The sequence below is a fragment of the Methylobacterium durans genome (genome assembly GCF_003173715.1).
Classification (GTDB): domain Bacteria; phylum Pseudomonadota; class Alphaproteobacteria; order Rhizobiales; family Beijerinckiaceae; genus Methylobacterium; species Methylobacterium durans.
This window is the reverse complement of sequence record NZ_CP029550.1, coordinates 724,099-743,908: the sequence shown is the minus strand read 5'-3', so window position 1 is coordinate 743,908 and position 19,810 is coordinate 724,099. Positions and strand designations below refer to the sequence as shown.

At 68.6% G+C, this 19,810-nt stretch carries 19 protein-coding genes and 2 pseudogenes; 7 read left to right on the top strand and 14 right to left on the bottom strand.

The features are described 5' to 3' along the window. Positions 1-96 precede the first annotated feature (96 nt). From tenA to DK389_RS03425, 3 genes are read right to left on the bottom strand one after another with little or no spacing between them, the layout of a single operon-like run. On the bottom strand, positions 97-777 hold the full coding sequence (tenA, locus tag DK389_RS03435; protein ID WP_236960575.1) for a thiaminase II: 681 nt from the start codon (positions 775-777) through the stop codon (positions 97-99). Positions 778-809: 32 nt separating this feature from the next. Beyond that, on the bottom strand, positions 810-1,484 hold the full coding sequence (locus tag DK389_RS03430; RefSeq protein ID WP_109887445.1) for a response regulator transcription factor: 675 nt from the start codon (positions 1,482-1,484) through the stop codon (positions 810-812). After that, a complete protein-coding gene (locus DK389_RS03425) occupies positions 1,481-2,911 on the bottom strand; it encodes an ATP-binding protein (RefSeq protein WP_236961128.1) in 1,431 nt (476 codons plus the stop codon). The genes DK389_RS03430 and DK389_RS03425 overlap by 4 nt, the downstream gene beginning before the upstream one ends. 146 nt (positions 2,912-3,057) lie before the next feature. Here DK389_RS03425 and DK389_RS03420 point away from each other — a divergent pair, with 146 nt between their 5' ends. The 5 genes from DK389_RS03420 (at position 3,058) to DK389_RS03400 (ending at position 7,061) form a co-directional block, all read left to right on the top strand. Then, on the top strand, positions 3,058-4,023 hold the full coding sequence (locus DK389_RS03420) for a DUF6925 family protein (RefSeq protein WP_194075154.1): 966 nt from the start codon (positions 3,058-3,060) through the stop codon (positions 4,021-4,023). A 201-nt stretch (positions 4,024-4,224) separates the two neighbouring features. Next, positions 4,225-5,088 carry a hypothetical protein gene (locus DK389_RS03415; RefSeq protein WP_109887443.1) on the top strand — a complete coding sequence of 288 codons (864 nt, stop codon included), beginning with the start codon at positions 4,225-4,227 and terminating at the stop codon, positions 5,086-5,088. Positions 5,089-5,557: 469 nt separating this feature from the next. Beyond that, positions 5,558-5,779: a hypothetical protein gene (locus DK389_RS03410; protein ID WP_162560473.1), complete on the top strand. Its 222-nt coding sequence runs from the start codon at positions 5,558-5,560 to the stop codon at positions 5,777-5,779. A 143-nt stretch (positions 5,780-5,922) separates the two neighbouring features. Then, positions 5,923-6,735, top strand: a complete 813-nt coding sequence (locus tag DK389_RS03405; RefSeq protein WP_109895974.1) for a universal stress protein — start codon at positions 5,923-5,925, stop codon at positions 6,733-6,735. Beyond that, positions 6,735-7,061, top strand: a complete 327-nt coding sequence (locus tag DK389_RS03400) for a c-type cytochrome (protein ID WP_109887441.1) — start codon at positions 6,735-6,737, stop codon at positions 7,059-7,061. Before DK389_RS03405 ends, DK389_RS03400 begins: the two co-directional genes overlap by 1 nt. Before the next feature lie 17 nt (positions 7,062-7,078). On the opposite strand, the pseudogene DK389_RS03395 reads toward DK389_RS03400, so the two are convergent. From DK389_RS03395 to DK389_RS35470, 10 genes and pseudogenes are all read right to left on the bottom strand, one after another. Next, positions 7,079-7,828, bottom strand: a pseudogene (locus DK389_RS03395) (Crp/Fnr family transcriptional regulator). Positions 7,829-8,041: 213 nt separating this feature from the next. Continuing rightward, on the bottom strand, positions 8,042-8,854 hold the full coding sequence (locus DK389_RS03390) for a universal stress protein (RefSeq protein WP_109887440.1): 813 nt from the start codon (positions 8,852-8,854) through the stop codon (positions 8,042-8,044). A gap of 96 nt (positions 8,855-8,950) precedes the next feature. Further along, entirely contained in the window at positions 8,951-9,166 is a 216-nt protein-coding gene (locus DK389_RS03385) for a hypothetical protein (protein ID WP_109887439.1), read from the bottom strand. A 240-nt stretch (positions 9,167-9,406) separates the two neighbouring features. Further along, positions 9,407-10,450 (bottom strand): ketopantoate reductase family protein, encoded by a 1,044-nt coding sequence (locus tag DK389_RS03380; RefSeq protein ID WP_109887438.1) that lies wholly within the window; start codon positions 10,448-10,450, stop codon positions 9,407-9,409. Between the two features lie 511 nt (positions 10,451-10,961). Continuing rightward, on the bottom strand, positions 10,962-12,935 hold the full coding sequence (locus DK389_RS03375) for a glycosyltransferase family 2 protein (protein ID WP_109887437.1): 1,974 nt from the start codon (positions 12,933-12,935) through the stop codon (positions 10,962-10,964). Positions 12,936-12,940: 5 nt separating this feature from the next. Continuing rightward, on the bottom strand, positions 12,941-14,152 hold the full coding sequence (locus DK389_RS03370) for a hypothetical protein (protein WP_194075216.1): 1,212 nt from the start codon (positions 14,150-14,152) through the stop codon (positions 12,941-12,943). Positions 14,153-14,190: 38 nt separating this feature from the next. Next, a complete protein-coding gene (locus tag DK389_RS03365) occupies positions 14,191-15,324 on the bottom strand; it encodes an HlyD family secretion protein (RefSeq protein WP_109887436.1) in 1,134 nt (377 codons plus the stop codon). Positions 15,325-15,336: 12 nt separating this feature from the next. Beyond that, complete coding sequence (locus DK389_RS03360) at positions 15,337-15,768, bottom strand: hypothetical protein (RefSeq protein WP_109887435.1); 432 nt, start codon at positions 15,766-15,768, stop codon at positions 15,337-15,339. Positions 15,769-16,307: 539 nt separating this feature from the next. Further along, positions 16,308-17,711 carry a transcriptional regulator gene (locus tag DK389_RS35475; protein ID WP_418292003.1) on the bottom strand — a complete coding sequence of 468 codons (1,404 nt, stop codon included), beginning with the start codon at positions 17,709-17,711 and terminating at the stop codon, positions 16,308-16,310. Further along, a pseudogene (locus tag DK389_RS35470) lies at positions 17,690-17,872 on the bottom strand (winged helix-turn-helix domain-containing protein); the annotation flags it as partial. The pseudogene DK389_RS35470 and the gene DK389_RS35475, both read right to left, overlap by 22 nt. 165 nt (positions 17,873-18,037) lie before the next feature. Between DK389_RS35470 and DK389_RS03350 the strand changes: the two are divergent. Next, positions 18,038-18,250, top strand: coding sequence for a tautomerase family protein (locus DK389_RS03350; protein WP_109887434.1), 213 nt, complete (start codon positions 18,038-18,040; stop codon positions 18,248-18,250). 116 nt (positions 18,251-18,366) lie between these two features. Here the strand turns inward: DK389_RS03350 and DK389_RS03345 are convergent, their stop codons facing one another. After that, positions 18,367-19,428, bottom strand: a complete 1,062-nt coding sequence (locus DK389_RS03345; RefSeq protein ID WP_109887433.1) for a patatin-like phospholipase family protein — start codon at positions 19,426-19,428, stop codon at positions 18,367-18,369. Positions 19,429-19,617: 189 nt separating this feature from the next. Here DK389_RS03345 and DK389_RS31970 point away from each other — a divergent pair, with 189 nt between their 5' ends. Next, positions 19,618-19,794, top strand: a complete 177-nt coding sequence (locus DK389_RS31970; RefSeq protein WP_162560472.1) for a hypothetical protein — start codon at positions 19,618-19,620, stop codon at positions 19,792-19,794. Positions 19,795-19,810 lie beyond the last annotated feature (16 nt).

The window sequence follows — 19,810 nt, the reverse complement described above, 5'->3', positions numbered from 1 at the left end:
CGCCGCCGATCGGCCGTCTCCGTCAAGCTAGCAGCGCGGAGCCGGCCGACCAGCCCGAGGCGGAATGCGATCCGAGGATTTGATCGGACCGGCGCGTCACACGGGCCAGGCCGTTTCCCGGTAGGCGCCGTCCCAGAACATCCATTCGAGGCGGGTGGCGTGCGTGAAGGCCCGGAGCATCCGCGCGAGGAGCGCCGGCGCGGCGGACGCCGCTGCTTCGTCCGTCGCCGCGATCATCTCGGCAACGGCCCGGGCGAAATCCTCGCCCGCATAGGTGTCGATCCAGGCTTGGTACGGGTTGTCGGGCACGGCCCGGGCGTGAATGTCGCGGCCGACCTCGGCGTAGATCCAGAAGCAGGGCAGGAGGGCGGCGAGCACGACCTCGTAAGGCTCGGCGTAGGCCGTCGCCAGGAGGTAGCTGACGTAATGGTCGCAGGACGGCGAGAGCGGCGTGCCGGCGAAGGTCGCGGCGTCGATCCCGTAGTCGCGGAAGAAGCCGCCGTGCAGGGCGCGCTCGACCACGATCGCGGTCTCGGCCGCACGGGCGAACTGCACCATCCGGTCTGGATCCGGCGCCTTCGCGGCCGCGAGGCTCAGGGCGCGCCCGAAGCCGACGAGGTAATGCGCGTCCTGCAGGATGTAGTGCTGGAACCGGGCCCGGCCGAGGGTGCCTGCGGCGAGCTCGGCGTTGAAGGGCATGGTGCGGATGGTCTCGTAGGTTTCCGCATTGCGGGCCCAGGCCTCCGCCGAGAAGGGAGCAGCGACGTTCCGATCCAAACCCGTTCTCCCAGCGCCGACGCGGCGACGGTTCAGCCCTGCCGCTGCGCCTGCGTCACCGCCACGTGGATCAGCTCCGCGAGCGTGCGCACGCCGAGCTTCTGGCGCATCTGCGAGCAGGCGTTGGTGATCGTCTTGTAGCTGACCGACAGGTCGGTCGCGATCGCCCCGTAGGATTTGCCCTGGGCGAGCCGCGCCAGGATCTGCTGTTCGCGCGGCGTCAGCTGCGATTCCGGCGTGCGCCGCGCATCGGTGCGCAGCATCGCGACCTCGGTGGCAAGGCGCCGGTCGAGGTAGACCTCGCCGACCCGCACCCGCTCGAAGGCGTCGTACAGCTCGGCCGAGGCGTGGTCCTTCAGCACGTAGCCGAGGGCGCCGGCTTCGAGCGCGCGCGCGACGATGACCGGATCGTTGTGCATGCTGAAGACGAGGATACGGGTCCGCGGCTCCACCGCCTTCATGCGGCGGATCAGGCCGAGCCCGGCCAGACCGCTGCCCTGAAAGGTGAGGTCGCAGATCACCACCGGGGGGCGCAGGCGGTGGAACAGGCGGTAGCCCGCCACCACGCTCGTCGCTTCCGCGACGGTCTCGATGCCTGCATCCTCCAGCACCCGGCGGCATCCCTGCAGGACGATCGGATGGTCATCGATCACCAGCACCGGCAGGCGCGTGGAGATTGCGGTGGCGTTGGTCGCGATGGCGTTCATGGCGGCACGCTGGCCCCTGCTTCTTCACCCCGCTCGGCATCTGCGGGTATGGTGATCCGGACAACCGTGCCCGGAGCTGCGTTGTCAAGTTCAAATGTCCCGTCAAGCGCTTCCACGCGCTCGCGCATCCCCGAGAGTCCGAGACCGATCCGGTGATCGGGCGCCAGTCCGGCCCCGTCGTCCCGCACCGTCACCTCGATCGTGTGCCGGACGGTCTCCCGCGCCTGTGCCGTCACGTGGGCGGCCTGCCCGTGGCGGACGGCGTTCGTCATGCTCTCCTGGATGCAACGGAAGAGGGTCAGGTCGACGAGGTCGCCGTATCCCCGCGCGAGATCCTCGAACTGTCCGGTGAAAGCGGTCGCGGGGTGGCGACGGGCGAAGTCGCGCAGCAGCAGGTTCAGGCACTCGTTGAGCGGCACTTCACCGAGCGCGTGCGGGCGGAGCCTGTTGAGGAGATCGCGGTTCAGCGTCTGGACCTGCCCGACGATCATGCTGATGTCGGCCGCGCGCGCCGCGAGCTTCTCGGGGTCGGGGCCGTGCGGGCTCCGGGCGAGACGACCGACGGAGGCCGCATTCGCTTCGAGCGCGAACAGGCAGGGCCCGAACTCGTCGTGCAATTCGAGCGCGGTGCGCCGCCGCTCGTCGTCCTGCGCGGTCAGGAGCTGGCGGTTGAGGCGCCCGTTCGCCGAGCGCGCCTCGGTCAGCGCCTCGGCGACACCGTTGAAGCGGTCGGCGATCACCGCGAGCTCGCGGGAATTGGGCGGCTCCAGCCGCGCCGTGTAATCGTGCCGCTCGAGCTGCGTCAGGCCCTCGGCGAGGCTGCCGAGCGGGGCGAGGACGCGGCCCAGCGCCAGGAAGAGGGCTGCCAGCATCGCGGCGTTGATGCAGAACGTGGTCACCGAGAGTGCGACCGCGTAACCCCAGACCTCGTCGATCTCGTCGAGGGGTTCGGTGACGATCTGGGCGGTTCCGATCCGCTGGCCGGCGACTGAGATCGGCAGCACGTGCTCCTGGATCTCGGGGGCGATCAGCCACGCGAACCATGACGGCGCCATGTGCTTGTCCGAGCGGATCCGCGTCAGAGCGACGCCGACCTTGCGCCCGGCCTCGTCGAAGACCGAGACGCGCACGTGCCGCAGGGCTTGAAAACGCAGGTCGAGCGTCTGCAGGACGCGCTCCGACGGGGAATCTTCGGCCAGCCGGATCGTGTCGGCCACGAGGAGTTCGACCGTGGCGAGCGAGGCGCGCGTCTCCACCGTCACGGCCGAGCGCGCGTTCAGCACGATCACGGCGCACGAGACGAGGGCGGCGATGACGTCGATCGCCAGCACGACGGCGATGAGGCGCGTCCGCGTCGGCAGGCTGGCCCAGAAGGCGCGGTGCCGCAGTACGGGGGTCGTCGGAGCCGTGTGGGCGGTGTGCGTCATCGTCATGGGGCAGGGCACCTGCGCCCAGGGACGCAGAATCGCCGAGGGCGCCTGGGAAGTCCACGCACCGGGCGCAGGGGTCCACAGCCGGTGCCGCTCCGCGAGAGCTTGTCGAGTGGCCGCCCGCCCGTTAGCCCAAAGCGGTCATGTGCGACAGCAGCGCGATCGCCGATCTCCTGCGCGCGGGACTCGCGGACGCGGGCACCGCGTGGAGCCTCGGCACCTTCGGCGCCGCGGCGGAATTCCGGCGCTCGGACGACGAGGATGTCGCGCCGCTCGATGGCGGGCGCCTCGGCCTCGTCTCGCCGCGCGGCGGCATCGGCCTGCGCCTATCCGAGGCGCTTGTGCCCTTCGCCTACGAGACCGCCCTCGGCGAGACTTGGAGCCACGCCGTCGCCCTCTGCCTGCCCGATGCGGAGGAGATTGCCGAGGCCCGGTCCACCGTCACGGCGCTCGGCGCGGATTCGGAGGCCCTTCGCGGCGAGGACAGGGACGCGCTCATGTTCGATCTCGGGTTCGGCCTCCGAACCTGCGTCGTCGGCCTGCGCACGCGACACCCGGACGCGGTCGATGTCTTGCGCGCGGCCTGCGGGACGCCGGCCCTGGACCCGCAGGATCCGCGCCTCGCCGCGCTCCCCCGGAGTGCCCTGACGCTCGTCTTCGACGGCCCAATCGGCCGGATCGAGGTAGCGGGCGACGCGGGTGCCGGCGGGCCGCGCGCCCACGTTGTGGCGAGCGTGCTCCGGCTCGGGCGCACTCACCCGGCTACCGCGCCGATCCCGGCAGGACTCGTTCCGCACGCGCACATGCTGCCGCCGCATCCCTGCAAGAACGCGTCCGGCACCGCGATCCCCTTCGATCCGGCCCGCCACGACGCTTTCCAGGCGCTGCTCGGCCGCTGGGGAGATCCCGCGCTCTTCGCCCTGAAGCAGCACGGGCTTGGCCAGGGTGAGCGGCCCGATCGGATGCCGGACCGGTGGTCGCGCAGCGTCGAGAAGGTAGCGCAGGCGCAGGCGGAACGGCTCCGAGCCTGTTGTCCACAGGCCGAAGAAGTGGCTCAGGATCAGTCCGGGACAGGGCAAGTCGTGAGCGGACACCAAGCCTTAAGCTGATCGGGGTTAATCCGCAGGTCATGAACCCTGCTGGCACGATGACTGCCGAGGAGCGTGCGGACATCTTTGCGCCGTATTGTCACCCTCAGGTCTTGGACCGCGGCTCGCGTCAGGCGGCCGACGGCGCCGCAGCGCCGGGATCGGTGAAGGGGAGCGCCGATCCGCTTACCGTGCGTAGCGTGTAGGAAGAGACCTCGCCCGATGATGAACGTCGCGATCGATCCGTCGGAAGCCCGGACGTCCCAGGCACCGGGCCCATCGCCCACCAAGTCCAAGCTCAAGTCCAAGCTGCGGCTCGTCCTCGTGGGCGGCCTCGCAGTCAGTGGCGTTGCCGCTTTCTCCACAGCCTCGATGTCGCTGCTCGGCAGCCTCGCCGGACCGCCGCCGAAGCCGATCGCGCGCGTCAGTTCCGCGGCGAGCTGGCCCGACCTGAAGGATGGAGTGCCGGCGCTCGCCACTGGCAGTGTGGCCCGCGACACCGCGCCGTCGCCTGCCCCCGCCCCAGCGACGCTGATCGCACCCACGCCTGAGGCGCCGGCACCGCTACGCGCCGCCCTAGACACGGAGGCCCAGCCGGTCATGCCCTCGCCCGTGCCGAGCCAAAGAGCGAGCGCGGCTCCGGCGAAGCGGGCGCCGATGATCGAGAACGTCGCGACACTCAAGCCCACCCGCGAGGCCGCGCTGGTGTCCACGGTCAGGACTATTCACGCCCTGGGCCCGACCCGGGCGGAAACGGTGAAGGCCCGCTCGACCGACGCGACCTTTGCAGCCCTGCCGGCGGCCCCTGCCGCGGTGGCGGAGAAGGAGGTCGCGAAGGATCCGGCGAGAGAGCCGGCGAAGGAGGCTGCGAAGCCGCGCCCCAAAATTGTCGCCGCGAAGCCTATCGCCGCGAAGAAGGCTGAGGTCGCCTCCGCGGAGGCAGTTCCCGCGGCCACGGCCGAGGAGCCCGAGACCACCGAGGTGTTCGGCCTGAAGGTCCCGTCGCTCGCCCCGGCTGGCCGCAGGATCCGCGAGAGCGTCGAGGCGTTGGGCGACGCCGTGAAGGGCCTGCCTGAGAAGTTCTGAGGCGCCGAGCGCGCCTCGACATGGCGTCGCGCGTTCGAGCAGCACCTGGTCTGAGCGGCGGCGCCCGGAAGACCCATGGCGGTATTGGCCGCCGTCCAGCCATCGGCGCCCGCCTGGACGGGCCGCCGATGGCAGCAGGCCAGCAGCGCGACCGCCGTGCCGACGCGGTGCGTTAAGCTACGGCGGTTCAGCGAGACGCGCGTCCATCCCATTGCAGGCAAGCTCCGTGACGCTTGGCGAACTGCTGAAACGCTGCGCCTGAGCCGAGAGGGCGGACCTGGCCGCGGCGCGCCAGCGACGCCGCCTTCAGGGGCTGCGCCGGGCTTTCGGGGCATCGGGCCGTGATCGCCGCGCCATCGCCCGATCCGGAACCGCTCCGCACCCGTCGCGGACGCCGCATTGCGCTGAATCAAGGCGTGTCCGTTCGCGCTCGGCACCATGGCTCCCGTATCGAGCACGGGAGACGACGATGAGATCGACGGCGGGGATCCATCCCATGGTGGCGGAGGGTGTCGAGGCTGCGCCTCCGCGCGTCTTCGCGAGGGCAGCGCGAGGCTCGGGCCAAGCGGTCCACTCCGAAACCTTCATCCGTGACGGATATCGTCACCGCAGCATCGCCAGCGTCCATGCGCTCGCCCTGGCGGCAGCATCCGCCTGCGTCACGACGCTCGCGATGTGGGCGGCGCTCTGACGCTCATGGATTGAGCCGCGATCGGCCTTCCCGCACGGTGGTCAACTGAGCGCTCCCGCATCATTGCGCTGGATCAAGGTTTCGGACGCGGGCGCACGGGACGATGGACACCGGTCCGGCACGTCCGACCGATGGAGGCAATCATGACCTACGCAAGCTTCGCGGTATCCCTCGACCCGGGTGCGACCACCGCCGACCGCGTCCAGCTCGCCGCAGACCTCGCACGCCGTTTCGAGGTGACGTTGACCGGCGTCGCCGCCCGGTGCCTGCCGGCCCCGATCGCCGTCAGCGACATCCGCCAAGCGGAGGCGCTCTACGCCGAGGAAGAGGCACGTCTGCGCGAGGAACTGGCCCGGGTGAAGGCCGCTTTCGAGACGAATGCCGCGGGCGCGGAGACGGATTGGCGCTCCGCCGCTGGAGGCCCGCTCACCCTTCTCATCGAGTGCGCCCGCGCCTCCGACCTGATCCTGATCGGCCGAAGGGGCGCAGAGGACCCCGATCCCGGCGACATGGGCGTGATGCCGGGTCCCGTGCTGATGGAGGCCGGGCGGCCGGTCCTGATTGTGCCGCCGGGACTTGAGCGTCTGGAAGCGGCGCGGATCGTGGTGGCCTGGAAAGACACGGTGGAAGCCCGTCGCGCGATCTCCGGCGCCCTTCCGTTCATCCGGCGCGCCGACCGCGTCTTCGTCGCGACGGCCGGAAGCGGCGCCCGTTTCGAGGGGGCGGAGGACGTCGCGCGGTTCCTCGCCCGGCACGGCGCTCACGCGACGACGCACCTGCTCGCCCGACCAGCCGTGAGCGACGCCGACGAGATCCTGCGCTTCGCGCAACGCCAGGATGCCGACCTCCTTGTCATGGGCGCATACGGCCACTCACGTCTGCGCGAGTGGATCTTCGGCGGCGCGACGCGCGACATCCTGCAGACGACGCCGATCTGCAGCCTGATGGCGCATTGATGCGCGGGCTCGCACGCGCACTGGTCGCGGGGGCCGTGGTGATCCTGTGGGCGGCTCCAGCCCCGGCGCAGGAGGCCCGGGTCAGGCGCGGGGAGACCATCGCCCTGACGACCTGCGCCCGTTGCCACGCGGTGGGGCGCGTCGGCGTGAGTCCTCTCGCCGAGGCGCCCACGTTCCGCACGCTCCACCGGCGCTACCCCGTCGAGGATCTCGGCGAGGCTCTGGCCGAGGGCATCGCGTCGGGGCACCCCGCGATGCCGGAGTTCCGCTTCGATGCGGACGAGGCGGACGCGCTCATCGCCTATCTCAAGTCTCTCGAACGATGAGGTCACGCCCGGCGTCGTCAAGCTGCGGCGAGACGCTCCAGTCGGCCGAGATCGAGGAAGCGCACGCCGCCCGGCACGATCAGGATGATCCGCTCCCGGTCGAGGCGGGTCAGCATCCGGCTCACCGTCTCGATCGTAAGCCCGAGATGGTCGGCGATGTCCTGGCGCCCCATCGGCAGTTCGAGGGTCACGGAGGTTCGCCCGATCCGCGCACAGCGCTCCCGCAGGGCGAGGAGGAAGCTGGCGACCTTCTCCTCGGCTGTGCGGCGACCGAGGAGAAGCATCTGATCCTAAGCCAGGGTGAGTTCATGGCCCGCGCGTTCGTGGAGGCGGCGTAGCAGATGCGGCTTCTCATCGATGAGAGCGGTGAAGGCTCGCCTCTCAAAACGGCAGACCGTGACTGGGGTCAGTGCCTCGGCCGAGACCGAGAAATGCGTCGGTAGCGAGAGGCCGAGAAAATCGCCCAGGAGCGCGAAGCCCATGACGTGCCGCCGGCCATCCGGCAGGAGGCGCGTGAGGCGCAGGACGCCCTCGGTGACGTTGAAGAGGGCCTTCGTCGCGTCGCCCTGCCCGAACAGGGTCTGGCGCGCGTCGAGGGCGACATGCTGACTCAGGGCCTCAAGCGTGTCGAGCTCCTCGTCCGTGAGCGCGGCGCAGACGCTGATCAGGCGCACCTTGCACTCGGCACAGCCGCTCTCGGCGCGCCCGTGCTCGCAGGATCGCCGACGGGCGTCGTCATGTTCGGAGACGATTGAGGTTGGCAGCATGCCGCCGCTCCTGGAAGGCCCATGCGCGAGGGTACGGACGGGCGGACACCGGCCGCGATCGGCGAGGCCGCCCGTCGAGGCGGCCGTGACGGCGACCGCCCGGCCAGGATCGATCATAGGCGATTTGGCAGCGCGGGGGGAGCCGCGCGTCGAGGATCAAGAGCGATCTGATCGCCATTTTCGGGCCGGTGCGGTCCCGCTCAGGATCATCCGTCAATGGCTCATCAGGCAGCAGATCGGACAAGTCGCCAGGAGATCGCGCGTGACGCCGCCGAAGGCCCACTCGCTCAGGCGGGAATGTCCGTAGGCGCCCGTGACGAGAAGGTCGGCCGCGTTCTCGCAGGCCGCGTCGATGAGGGCGTCCGCCGTATCGACCCCCTCGGCGTCCACGCCGATGGCGGTCGCGTCGATTCCGTGCGCCGCGAGATACGCGACGAGCGTCGGGACCCGGTCGGCCGCGTCACCGACCGACAGGATCAGGATATGCTCGGCCCTTCGCAGGAAGGGCAGGGCGTCTGAGACCGCCCGTCGCGCCTCGCGGGTGTTCGTCCAGCCGATCGCGATGTAGCTGGCTTCCAAGTGCTCGACGCCGGTCGGCGTGATCAGGAGCGGGCGCCCGAGGCCGAGAACAATCCCGGATGGATCGATAGGTGACGCGAGGGTCGATGCGTCCGCGAGGCTGGGGCGGCCGATGACGACGAGATCGGCCGCCGCGGCCTGCGCGAGGAGGAAGTGGACGGGAGAATCGACGCCGTCGCACCATTCTCTGCGGCTGCGGCCGGCGGACTCCACTTCGAACAATGTGCGTGCCCGCAGCAATCCGTCCCTCGTGGCTTCGTGGAGCCTCGCCAGGACGTAGCTGCTTCCGGGCGTCGGGCCGAACGAGACGTTCGCGTCATTCGGCTGGTCGACGTCGATGCCGATCAGGCGAGCCCGGAACTCATCGGCGAGCCAACCCGCGAGGCGGACGCGCGCCCGCGCACCCTCGTCCGCGTCGACCACCACCATGATGCTCGCGCAGGTCATCGGATGCCCCCTCCCGTCTGAGGTGACGAGGTCAGCGAGAGCCGTTACGCGAGTGCCGATTCCTGCGGGTGATCACGAAGCCGGGGATGCCCGTGCTCAGGCCGCCAGATCCGCGATCTCGGCGATGTCGCAGGTGTCGGCCCGCAGGCTCCAGTCTCCGATGCCTCTTTGCCGGCAGAAGAGCGTTTTCGCCTCGACGAGGGCGGCGGCATTCGAATCTGCGCGCACCAGCACGCTCTGCTGGAGCACCCTGTGATCGTGCCCGGTATCGTCGCTGACGACCTTGTGGAAGGAGACGAGGAATTCTCGCATCGCGCCGGCTCCCGCTGAAAGGGACCGGGCCAGCATAGAGGCGACGGGCGCCGCTGCCTTGATCCAACGCAAAGACGGCGCGTCACCGGGGCCTGACCGGACAGCGTCCGCCCTGCGCCGGATCCCGTCCGGGAACGGAGAACGGACCGCAAGCCCGTTGTATCGCGGTCACGCGCGTCGGGTTCACCGATGCGGCCCGCGACCGGCTCGGCGGAGAGCGCCGAGCCGGTCGGTCCCGTCCTACAGGATCCTGTCGCCAAGCTTCCGATCGACGACCTCGACCGTCCGGTCGATCTCGGCATTCGGCATCTCGATCTGATGCGCGATCAACTTCACCAAGAGGTCCACCCGCTCGATGAACGGCGCTCCGCTCGCGACGGCCCGAGCCGCCGACGACGGCTTGAGAAGCCCCTCTGCCGCCTTGGCGTATTTCTCGAAGGGGACCTGATCCTGCGGATCGGCGCCGAGGCGCCGGGCGACCGCATCGACATGCTCGTAGATCGACTGCGACAGAGCGAGATCGTTGTGCACGGCCTCGCGGATCGATTGCGGGTCCTCAGGGGTGATGCAGCGGTAATTGCCCGTCAGGAGCATCGACCACTTCGCCAGCGGGACGAACAGCGAATCGAATACCTTCAGCTTCACCGGCACGTCCTGTCCATCGAGCTTGACCGCATCGATGTCGGCTTCCAGCTCGCGCAGGAGGCGGTTGTGCGCCTCGTCCTCGAACGTCGCTGCCTTGAAGTTCGTCGGCAGGCCGACATGGAGGACGTTCGCTTCCTCGTCCGGCGGGCGGAAGGCCTGCGGGTCGGGCGAGCAGAGCGACATCAGCCCCGGCTCGAATCGCTCCCAGACACCGGCGTTCGTGTAGGCCTCTTCCAAGTCCATCCCCGCCAGCCCGGGGATCCGCTTCAGGTAGGGCAGGGGCGGCATGTTCATGATCGAGAGGCACGGCAGCCGCGCCGCGGCGATCTTGATCATCAGGACCCGGATCGTGTGGTTCGTGTACTGGGGCTCCTGCATCGCCAGACCGACGAGGTCGTATCGGGAGACGTCGACGTTCTCGGGCGGCGTCGCATCCAGCTTGCCGGGTAGGTCGCGCGACAGGATGGACCGGTGTGTCGGCTCGCCGCGCAGCTGGATGCGGACCTCGGTCCCCTCGCGATTAATCAGATCCGCTGTCTTCTTCCGGCAGACCAGGGTCACGTTGTGACCGGCCATCAGCAGCTTGGTCGCGAGCAAGGAGCCGTACGACGCTCCGAGAATCAGAATGTTGCGCGCCACACTCTCTCTCCCTTGGGTGATGTCACGTTGTTTGTTTTAGCCCCAGGCCGAGCGAGTTCGGTGACCTGTGAAGGTATTCGCTCGGGCTGAGGCGCGGAATCGGTCGGGTCTTACATCGTGCGGGGCCGACCCGCTGGGGTGCAGAATGCCACCATTTACCGCCCGTCAGCCGGCGTTACAATCACAGAGTGGTTCTCACCTTCACTCTCCGCAGCGGATCAATTTATTTTTGTTCGACTGACAATTTTTTCTTGGGTTAGCCACTACGCGAAAGCGATCGGACGCCCGTCTCGTCAGAGAGAGCCACTTGGTCGCCGGCGAGAAATCTTCAAGGGTTCGCGCATCAAGTACGAAGACGAAAGACCGTGATCAACGTCCCTCGACTTGCTGCGCGCGTGTATCCGGCCGCCGGCCGGCAGTGAAGATCCGGTTCGCGACCCGCAGTTGCTGGTTCATGGAAACGGGCGCAGACGATCGCCGCCGCCACGCATGGTCTGGCAGTTAACCGGGCTCACGCTGCCCGGAAGCAGCGCCGGGCGAGCCCCCGCAGAGCCACGCCGAGGCTTGCCGTTCTGGCGATCGGGTCGACCGCCGTGGTGAACAGGCGAAGGATGAGGGCTTTGCGCTGGGCCGGTTCCGGTTGGAGGGCGAGGCTTACCGCGTTGCCGCCCAGGCGCTCGACCCGGGCTGCGATCCAGCCGGCCCCCTTGACATAGAGATGCAGGGGCATGCCGGCCGCGAGGGCCGGGACTGCGGACGGAAGAAGCAGGAGCGCGGATTCCATGCCGATGCGGTCGATGGTGCAGGCCTGCGCCGTGCCCTCCAGGCCGATCCAGCTCGCCTCGTCGATGCGGAAGGCCTCGGGTTCCCGGGGCCGCTCGAAGCAGACCAGGAACGCGACGAAAGTGAAGAGCATCGCCACTCCGGCCCAGAGCAGGTTGAAATAGTCGAGCGGCGAGATCTCGCTGGCGCTGGAGGGTGAGACGAACGACCAGACGATCGAGCCGGCCGACAGGAGCGAGATGGCGCCGAACCCGGCAGCCATCCGCCAGCGCACCATCGAGACGGACCGGTCCCCGCCCTTGTCGGTGACCTTGAACGGCCGCCCGAAGGGCCGGATCGCCGCGGAGATCAACGTCAGGGTGATGGCGAGCGCCGTCATGGTGTGGGTGACCTCCATGAACAGGGGCAGCGTCCGCCCTCCCGAGACCCAGCCGCTGTAGATCCAGAGCGCCATCAGGGCGGGCAGGCCGTAGCGCAGGAAGGAGAGGTAGTCGGCGTGGAAGGCCGGCATGTCGAGGAACCAGTAAATCGACGGCGCCACCAGCATCAGGACGATGAATGGCTTGCACAGCCAGTTCAGGACGCCGTGCAGGTAGTGTAGGCGCTGCATCAGCGTGTAGTTGCGGCCGAGAAACGGGCCCACCCGCAGGAGCGCCACCTGCATGGTACCGAGGCACCAGCGGGTGCGCTGGGTAATGTATTCCGGCAATCCCTCCGCCGAGAGGCCGGCGCTCAGGCGCTCGTTGAGCCAGTGCGTCTCGTAGCCGTCGCGCATCAGCGTGTAGGTGAGGTTGATGTCCTCGCAGATCGCATCGTGCGGGAACCCGCCCGCGTCCGTTACCCGATCGCGCCGCACCAGGAAGGACGTGCCGACGCAGAATGCGCAGCCCCAGGCGTCCTTGGCCGGCTGGAACACGTCGAAGAAGATGCGCTGGTCGTCGACCCAGGCCTCCGCCGCCATCAGGTTGTGCTGGATGGGGTCCGCATTGAAGAAGAATTGCGGCGTCTGCACCACGGCCGCCCGCTCGTCGTGGAAGAGACCGACGGTGCGGCGCAGGATGTTCGGCGCGACGGCGAAATCCGCGTCGAGGACGAGGATGATCGGCGCGTTCGTGAGGCCCGCCGTATGGGCGAGCGCGTTGTTGAGGTTACCGGCCTTCGCGCCCTTGTTGTCGGGGCGCGTGATGTAGTTCGCACCGACCCGCTCGCAATACTCCTTCAGCCAGCCGCGGCGGGTGTCGTCGCAGACCCAGACCGTCGCGTTCGGATAATCGACCGCGAGAGCCGGGATAATCGATTTCTCGACCACCTCCTGCGGCTCGTTGTAGGTGCAGATGAAGATGTCGACAGCCGGCCACGCGCCGCTCACGTGCAGCCGAGCCTCCTCGCGGTCGGCCTCCGGCGCGCGATCCTTGAAGCGGAACAGGATCACGATCGACATCAGCGTGTAGAGGATGGCCACCATCTCGAATGAGAAGAACAGGTAGGGCCAAAGGTGGTCGAGGCCGGGCTCGAAGCGCGGCAGGGTGTCATGCCAGCGCCACGCCGCATAGCAGAGGATCAGGGTCGCGGTGGCGGATCCGAACAGGATGCGGGACGCCGCGCTCGCACGGTCGAGCAGACCTGCCATGACGAGGAGGCCGAGCAGGATGCCGAGGTCTGTCGTCAGGACGGCAGAGACGTCGGGGGACGAGGGAAACATGCGGGCTAATCCACGCTCCGTCCGGTGAAGGGGTTCCAGCCCAGGGCCGCGAGCGCTCCCCAGGCGGTGGCGCCGAGATGCGGGCGCCGGTAATAGAAGAAGTCCGGCTCGGTGCTCGCGGGCCCGATCGCGATGCCGGTGGTGATGCGGGGCTCGCGCGCCGCGAACAGGTATCCGGACGGAGAGATCTGGCCAGCCAGCGTGGCGAGGAGAGCGCGGGCTTCCTCACCGCGTCCGAGTGCCTTCAGGATCAGGGCGGCCTGTGCCGTGCCCTCCACCCAGAGCCCGTCGCGATCCTCGTTGAAGTCGAAGCCGCCCGGGACGGCGAGGCGCTCGTGCGCGCCCGCAATCGCGCGACGCCAGGCGTCCGGCGGGCTCGCCACGCCGAGAAGCGGCCAGAGTTGCGTGTCGAGGGCGAGGTGCTCCAGATTCTGGAGGCCGCCGTCCGGCCGGGTGCCGAGCCGGAACAGGCCGGGCCCCTCCGCGAACGCGGCGTCGAGGAAGCCCCGGGCGATCTTGGCCGCCTCGGCACTCGCACCGTCGCCGGTCACGCGCGCCAGCCAGGTGGCGACAGCGTGAACGTCGAGGTTGTGCTCCGTCGACTTCCACCGGAGCTTCGTCTGGGACGGGTCGAATCCATCGACCCCGCCCGAGAAGCCTGCGGGCTCGCGGTCGTCGCGCGTGTTGGCGGTGATCCATCCGAGCATCCGCTCCGCCCCCGCGCGGTAGCGCCGGTCCGGCGTGCCCTGGTCGAGCGTCAGCAGCGCGAGCGCCGACCAGGCGACGTTTCCGGTGGCTGTACCGTCCTGATAGGGATCTTCGGCCCAGAGGTTCTGCCGGGCGTCCCACCAGCCTGGCAGCGCCGGGTGGCCTGCTTCGAGGGGGCCTGCCCGGTAGGCGTTCCGGATGCGACCGTCCTGGAAGGTCCGATCGCGATCGAGGGCCTGCAGCAACCCATCCCCGATCCGCCGGGCTTGCTCGCGTGCGCCACACGCCGTCAACGCGATGGCGGCGAGCGCATTGTCGTAGGTAAAGGCCGATTGGCGCAGGGCCGGCGGCAGTTCCTGGCCGTCTGGCCCGGGTGCGTAGCTCACCAGGAAGACGGGGCCGCCCCTCTCGCCCCCCGCCGCATCGACAGCGGACCCGAGCGCGGTGCAGAGCCGGTGCGCCAGGGCCTCGCGCGGGGGCGTCGGCTCGGCGTCGGCCGCCCGCGTCACCGCGACGAGCGCGAGACAGCCGAGTGCGATGCGGCCGATCAATGGGCGTTCTCCGCGCGACGCCGATCCTGCTCATCGGCCTGTGCCGGGCCCGTGACCTTCGGCGGCGAGACACTCTCGACCAGCGCCGAGGCACCATTCGTGACGAGATTCGCGGTGCGGCGCGCGCCGCTATAGACGGCACCCCACGCCTCCTTCGCCTCCGGCGAGGTGACGCCCCTCATCACGGCCGCCGATGCGCTGGACACACCCCCGGCGACCGCGCTGAGGGCGTTGCCGATCTCCTTGCCTGACACACCGTCCGCGACCGCCTTCCAAGCCACCGAGGCGGAGGGCAGCCAGCTGTTCTCGCGGGTGATCGTCACCCACTGGCCGACCGAGCAGGGGCTGCTCTGGGTCGGCGCGAGCACACTCGCGGCCGGACGGGCTGCCCCGTCGCGGTCCAGGCTCACGAGGACGTACATCTCGCGCCGCTCCGTCTGCGGGAACGGGACGGCGTACTGCTCGTCGGTCTTGTCGCTCGTCTTCGGCAGGATCTCGCTGACCGTGCCCCGGCGCGGACCGTCCGGATCCGATCCCGAGATCCGCACCGGCGTGCCGACTGCGAGGTCCTGCGCCTGCCGGTACGAGAAGATTCCGACGACGAAGGCCTGGTCGCAATCGATCAGCGTCGCCACCGAGTCGCCGGGATTGACGTGCCGGCCCGGCGCAACCCCAAGATTCATCACGACGCCGCCATTCATGGCGCGCATCTGCGCATCGGTGAGGCTGTCCAGCCGCTTCTTCTCCGCGCCGAGGAGCATCTTCTGCGCCTTGTGGCTCGCGGCGAGCTGGCTCTCCTCGATCGCGAGGCGCTGCGCATCGAAGGCGAGATCACGGCGCTTCTGGGCGAGCACCGCGAGGCTGTTGAGTTCGTTGCCGACGAAGACGCCCTTCTTCACGCCGTCAAGCTGCGAAAGCTTCTGGTTCAGCTTGGCCGTCTCGGCGTCCTTGTCGAAGCGGGCGGCCTCCAGCTTGTGCTGGGTCGGGCGAAGGAGGTCGATGCTGGCGGTGTTCCGATCGACCATCGACTGCTGACGATCAACGACGGCCTTCGTCGACTGTCCCTCCGCATCGGCCGACGAGACGCGAGCGCGGGCTTCGGCGACCTCGCCCTGGAGACGGGCGACCATCTGCTCGGTCTGCTAGCGGATCTCGCCGTCCAGAGCCGCGATGTAGCGGAGGTCGGACTCCTTCTTCTCGCGCGCTGCGACGAGGGAGCCCTGCAGTTCGTCGACCTTGCTGTCGAGGCCGATCAACGTGCTGCGGTCGACGCGTCCGTTGTGGAGGTAGGCGACCGCTTGCCCCGGTTCGAGCCGCTGCCCCACACGGCCCAGGAGGTCGGTGACCTCGCCGGCGATGGGTGCCGTGAGAAGCGTGATCGGCGCGTTGATGACGGCGCGGTCCGACTGATCGGCGAGGAGCGGAGGCAGCGTCGCCGTGGTCATCAGGACCGCGAGCACACCCGCGACGGAGTACGAGGAGATCCGCACGATGCGCGTGTGCGCCCGCTGGCGGTTCGCTTTCGCCGCGTCTTCGGATGCAGACCCGGCGTCTGCGGCAAGCTTCTGCGGCATCGAAAGCTCCGATACGATGTGTCTTGAGACCGGCGCGGGGCCGATTGATCAGTCGAAGATTGGGTTTCTCAGTAAATCAGCGCAGAGAAACCGCTCGACAGTTGCACCCGTGCGGTGGCTGCCGGTGATCGTGGATCGCGAGTTTGATAAACAATTTTGCTGCAGTGCACAACCGCGTCAAATGTACACGGCTGATAAAAGGTCGATAAGTTTCAGTATGGAAAGCAGGCGCCACGATTAGACGGAGCCCGTGTCGATGACACGCAGCAGGCGCGAAATGCCGGGGATTTGATCTGTGTTTAATGGATATCTTTGAAATTACATGAATATCTTTGCTTTCAACCCGCCTCCGGCAATCGAGGGATTCGAGCCGGAGCGAAAATTTCGAGCGCGTTGCGTTGGCACGGTCGAGGCCGAGGAACGGCGGTGCACCAACGACCGTTCCGAAATTTCTTGGCATCGCGTCGCGGCCGGTGCCCACTCCCTGTGGGTGGGCGGATGGTCCGGACGGTGGAATTGGCCTTCGGATCGTCGCGCGGTCAGGAAAATCCGTTGTCGGCCAGCGCCTTCGCGATCCGGCGCCGCACCGCGCCGTCCCGGAAGGGGAACGATGCGAAGAAATGGGCCTGAGTGACATCGCCGCGCCGCCCGATCACGTCGGCGAGCCAGATCGCGGCCCGCTGCGGATCCCCGTTGAGGGTGTGGGCGATCACGGCGATCAGCGAGATCATCACATGCGCGCCAGGAGACCGGGCCGCCTTGTCGGCCCAGGCTGCGGCCTGCTCGGCGTCGCCAGTGATCAGGCACGCGAGGGCACGGGTCGCCAACATGGCGTAGAGAAAGGGATCGAGCGGGCTGAGGGCGATCGCCGCGTCGACGTTCTCGCATCCATCCCGGTCCCGCTCGGCGACCGTGTCGGCCCAGGCGCGGGCATAGAAGCCATGCGCGTAGCTCGGGCTGAGCTCCGTCGAGCGCTCCAGCCAGGGGAGACTGCGATCGACCTCGCCGGATAGCCAGAACGCGCGCCCCAGCGTGACGTTAGCGAAGGGATCGAGTGGGTCGAGTTCGACGCCGCGTTCGGCGTGACGCCGTGCGGCCCGCGCCTCTCGGTCGGGATCTCCGGAATAGCGCAGGAAGGCGCTCTGGAAATGCGTCGCTGAGAGGCCGGCATTGGCCCGTGCGAAGCTCGGGTCCAGAGTGACGGCGCGCGCGAACAGGGCAGCCGCCGCCGCATTGTCGTCGGGGTTGAACCGGTACAGGTGCCTCAGGCCGAGGTGGTAGGCGGACCACGCATCGAGGCTGTTCGGGACGGCAAGCGCTGCCCGCGCAGCCTCGTGCAGGGGGACCCGGATCTCGAGCGCCGCGATGATGCTCGCGGCGATGCGGGCGCGCAGGTCGTGAATGTCGTCGATCGCGCTGGCGAAGCGATCGCCCCAGAGGACTCCGCCCGTCCGCGTCTCGGCGAGTTCGACGGTGATGGTCACCCTGTTCGCGAAGGCCTCGATGAAGCCGGACAGCGCGTAGCGCACGTGGAGCGAACGGCCGACGCGGACGGCGTCGACGTCGTCCTGCCGGAAGCGGAACGATGACCCACGCGCGATGACGAACAGCCAGCGCAACCGGGACAGGGCGGTGATCAGATCGTGGGCGATCGCCTCGCCGGTGGCAGGGTGCAGGGGTGACAGCGCGGCGAGCCGGAAGGGGAGGATCGCGATCGACGGCCGGTCCGCGTCGGCCGATCCGGCCGTATCCTCCACGACAGCCTGAGGGGTTGCGTGGACGATCCGTTCCGGAGCGTCGATCCGGACGTCGGCGACGAAGCGAAAACCCTGGCCGTGCAGGGTGCGGATGAACCGCTGCCCCTCCCGTCGTCCCCGAGGATGCGGCGGGCCGACTTGACGCGGCTGGAAATGGCGGCATCCGAGATGACGCGCCCGCGCCACACCTTCTCGACGACCTCGTCCTTGGAGACCACGCGGTCCCGGTTTTCGACGAGGAGACGGAGCAGGGCGAAGACCTGCCGCTCGACCGGAACGACGGTTCCGCTCAGGCGCAGCTCGATCTGGTTGACATCGAGCTCGAACGCGTCGAACCGATAGAGCATCGCCGGCGCTCCGTGGACGAGCCCATGCGGCGCTGGGATCCTAGCACATCTCCAGAAAATCTCCCCGATCCCTGCAGGCCAGCTCCAAGCGCGGGCCGGATGAAGCGGCTAGACCTGGGCTCGCAGGCCACGGAGGCATTCCGGGCCAGACACGGGAGAACGGCCATGCCGCTCGTCGACATTCAGCTCATCGAAGGCGTTTTCACACCGGCCCAGAAGAAGGAGATGATCACGAAGGTGACCGACGCCATGGTGGCGATCGAGGGCGAGGCCATGCGCGGCGTCACCTGGGTACGGGTGCAGGAACTCCGCAGCGGCGACTGGGGCATCGGCGGCAAGGGCCTGACGACCGAGGACGTGAAGGCCCTGCGCGCCTGATCGGAACGACGCCCTCCCGGCGCGGCGCGTGCTTCGCGGCAGGCCACACGCCTGCGTCCCGCTGAGCCCGCACCCGCGTCGCGCGGTCCATTCCGTCGGGCTTTCCCGCGCCCGCGTCACAGGTAGCGGTCCTGCAGATCGACGGTGGAGCGCCGGCCAACCTCAGCGAAGGCGCCCGCGAGCCACGCTTCAGCGCTCGCACGCCCGATCGCGTGCAGGTGCAACAGGAAGTCGAGGTCCGCATTGAGCTTCGAGGCGACGCCGAGCGTCTGCATGACGCTCTCGGCATCGATCGCGTGCATGCGCATCAGCTTCATGTCGTTGCTGCACAGCGTCCCGTTCTCGATCAGCCTGTTGACGAAGCCGATTGCGCGCATCTCGCGCATGAGCGACGAGTTGAAGCTGATCTCGTTGATCCGGTTCATGATTTCCGGTGCGGTCGTCGGCACGTCCGGGCGGTAGATCGGGTTGATGTGCACGACGACGACATCCGCGCATTCGCACTCGTAGATCAGTGGAAAGACGGCGGGATTGCCCATGTAGCCGCCGTCCCAGTAATGCTCGCCGTCGATCTCGACCGCTTGGTACAGGAACGGCAGGCAGGCCGAGGCCAGGACGGCGTCGGCGCTGATCTCGTCGGCGCCGAAGACCCGGACCTTGCCCGTCCGCACGTTGGTGGCCGAGAGGAAGAGCTTGACGGCGGAGCCGCTCCGCAAAGCGGCGAAATCAACGCTGCTCTCCAGGAGTTGCCGCAGCGGGTTGAAGTTCAGCGGATTCGATTGATAGGGCGAGACGATGCGCGTCAGAGCGTCGAAGAGCGGAAAGGCGATCGAGGTTTCCAACCCGTAATTGCCAGTGAACCGATCCCACGGCGAGGGCTGGAGGGGGCTGAACAGGGCCACCTGCGCGATCCGTCGCCAGAACAGGTCGAGAGCCTGCCGCGCGCCCGCGCGGCCTCCGACCGTCAGTCCGTAGGCGAGGATCGCGGCGTTCATCGCGCCGGCGCTCGTCGCGCTGATACCCTCGATGGCGAGTCCATCCTCTTCGAGCAGGCGGTCGAGAACGCCCCATGCGAAGGCGCCGTGGGCGCCCCCGCCCTGAAGGGCAAGATTGATCGGTTTGACCCCGTCCCCGCTGTTGCCGGCCGCGACTTGGGTCCCGTCCAAGTGCTCGGCCATGGCGTGGGCTCCCCTCTGCGGATCGAACAGGAGGATAACGTCACCGAAACAGGAGCGAATCCGCAATCTCTGCCCGGTCTCTCTGTCCGCGCGATATCGGATTGAACCCTCCGCGACTTGACCGGTTGGTCGGCAAAGCGCTCGCGATCCGCGGCAGGCTCCTCGCGAGCGCGGGCCCAAGGAGGCGGCATGTCGAAGATCTGCGTGAAGCTCGGGTGCGACGGCACCCATTCCGTGATCCAGGGACGCGAGCCGGTCGTGACCGGCCTCAGCCTCGACGATGCGGAGAATTACGCGACCTTCATGCGGGCTTCGGCGCGCGTCCGGAAGACGCGGCGGATTCCCGAGCTCCTGCGCTCGCGCTGAGACGACGCTTCGGCCA

Coding starts and splice junctions, on each gene's coding strand:
- DK389_RS03350 (WP_109887434.1), top strand. CDS start 18,038: ATGCCGCTCGTCGACATTCAGCTCATCGAAGGCGTTTTCACACCGGCC.
- DK389_RS03385 (WP_109887439.1), bottom strand. CDS start 9,166: ATGCGAGAATTCCTCGTCTCCTTCCACAAGGTCGTCAGCGACGATACC.
- DK389_RS03360 (WP_109887435.1), bottom strand. CDS start 15,768: ATGCCGCAGAAGCTTGCCGCAGACGCCGGGTCTGCATCCGAAGACGCG.
- DK389_RS03405 (WP_109895974.1), top strand. CDS start 5,923: ATGACCTACGCAAGCTTCGCGGTATCCCTCGACCCGGGTGCGACCACC.
- DK389_RS03345 (WP_109887433.1), bottom strand. CDS start 19,428: ATGGCCGAGCACTTGGACGGGACCCAAGTCGCGGCCGGCAACAGCGGG.
- DK389_RS03430 (WP_109887445.1), bottom strand. CDS start 1,484: ATGAACGCCATCGCGACCAACGCCACCGCAATCTCCACGCGCCTGCCG.
- DK389_RS03400 (WP_109887441.1), top strand. CDS start 6,735: ATGCGCGGGCTCGCACGCGCACTGGTCGCGGGGGCCGTGGTGATCCTG.
- DK389_RS03410 (WP_162560473.1), top strand. CDS start 5,558: ATGAGATCGACGGCGGGGATCCATCCCATGGTGGCGGAGGGTGTCGAG.
- DK389_RS03415 (WP_109887443.1), top strand. CDS start 4,225: ATGATGAACGTCGCGATCGATCCGTCGGAAGCCCGGACGTCCCAGGCA.
- DK389_RS03390 (WP_109887440.1), bottom strand. CDS start 8,854: ATGACCTGCGCGAGCATCATGGTGGTGGTCGACGCGGACGAGGGTGCG.
- DK389_RS03375 (WP_109887437.1), bottom strand. CDS start 12,935: ATGTTTCCCTCGTCCCCCGACGTCTCTGCCGTCCTGACGACAGACCTC.
- DK389_RS03365 (WP_109887436.1), bottom strand. CDS start 15,324: ATGGTCGCCCGTCTCCAGGGCGAGGTCGCCGAAGCCCGCGCTCGCGTC.
- DK389_RS03420 (WP_194075154.1), top strand. CDS start 3,058: ATGTGCGACAGCAGCGCGATCGCCGATCTCCTGCGCGCGGGACTCGCG.
- DK389_RS03425 (WP_236961128.1), bottom strand. CDS start 2,911: ATGACGCACACCGCCCACACGGCTCCGACGACCCCCGTACTGCGGCAC.
- DK389_RS31970 (WP_162560472.1), top strand. CDS start 19,618: ATGTCGAAGATCTGCGTGAAGCTCGGGTGCGACGGCACCCATTCCGTG.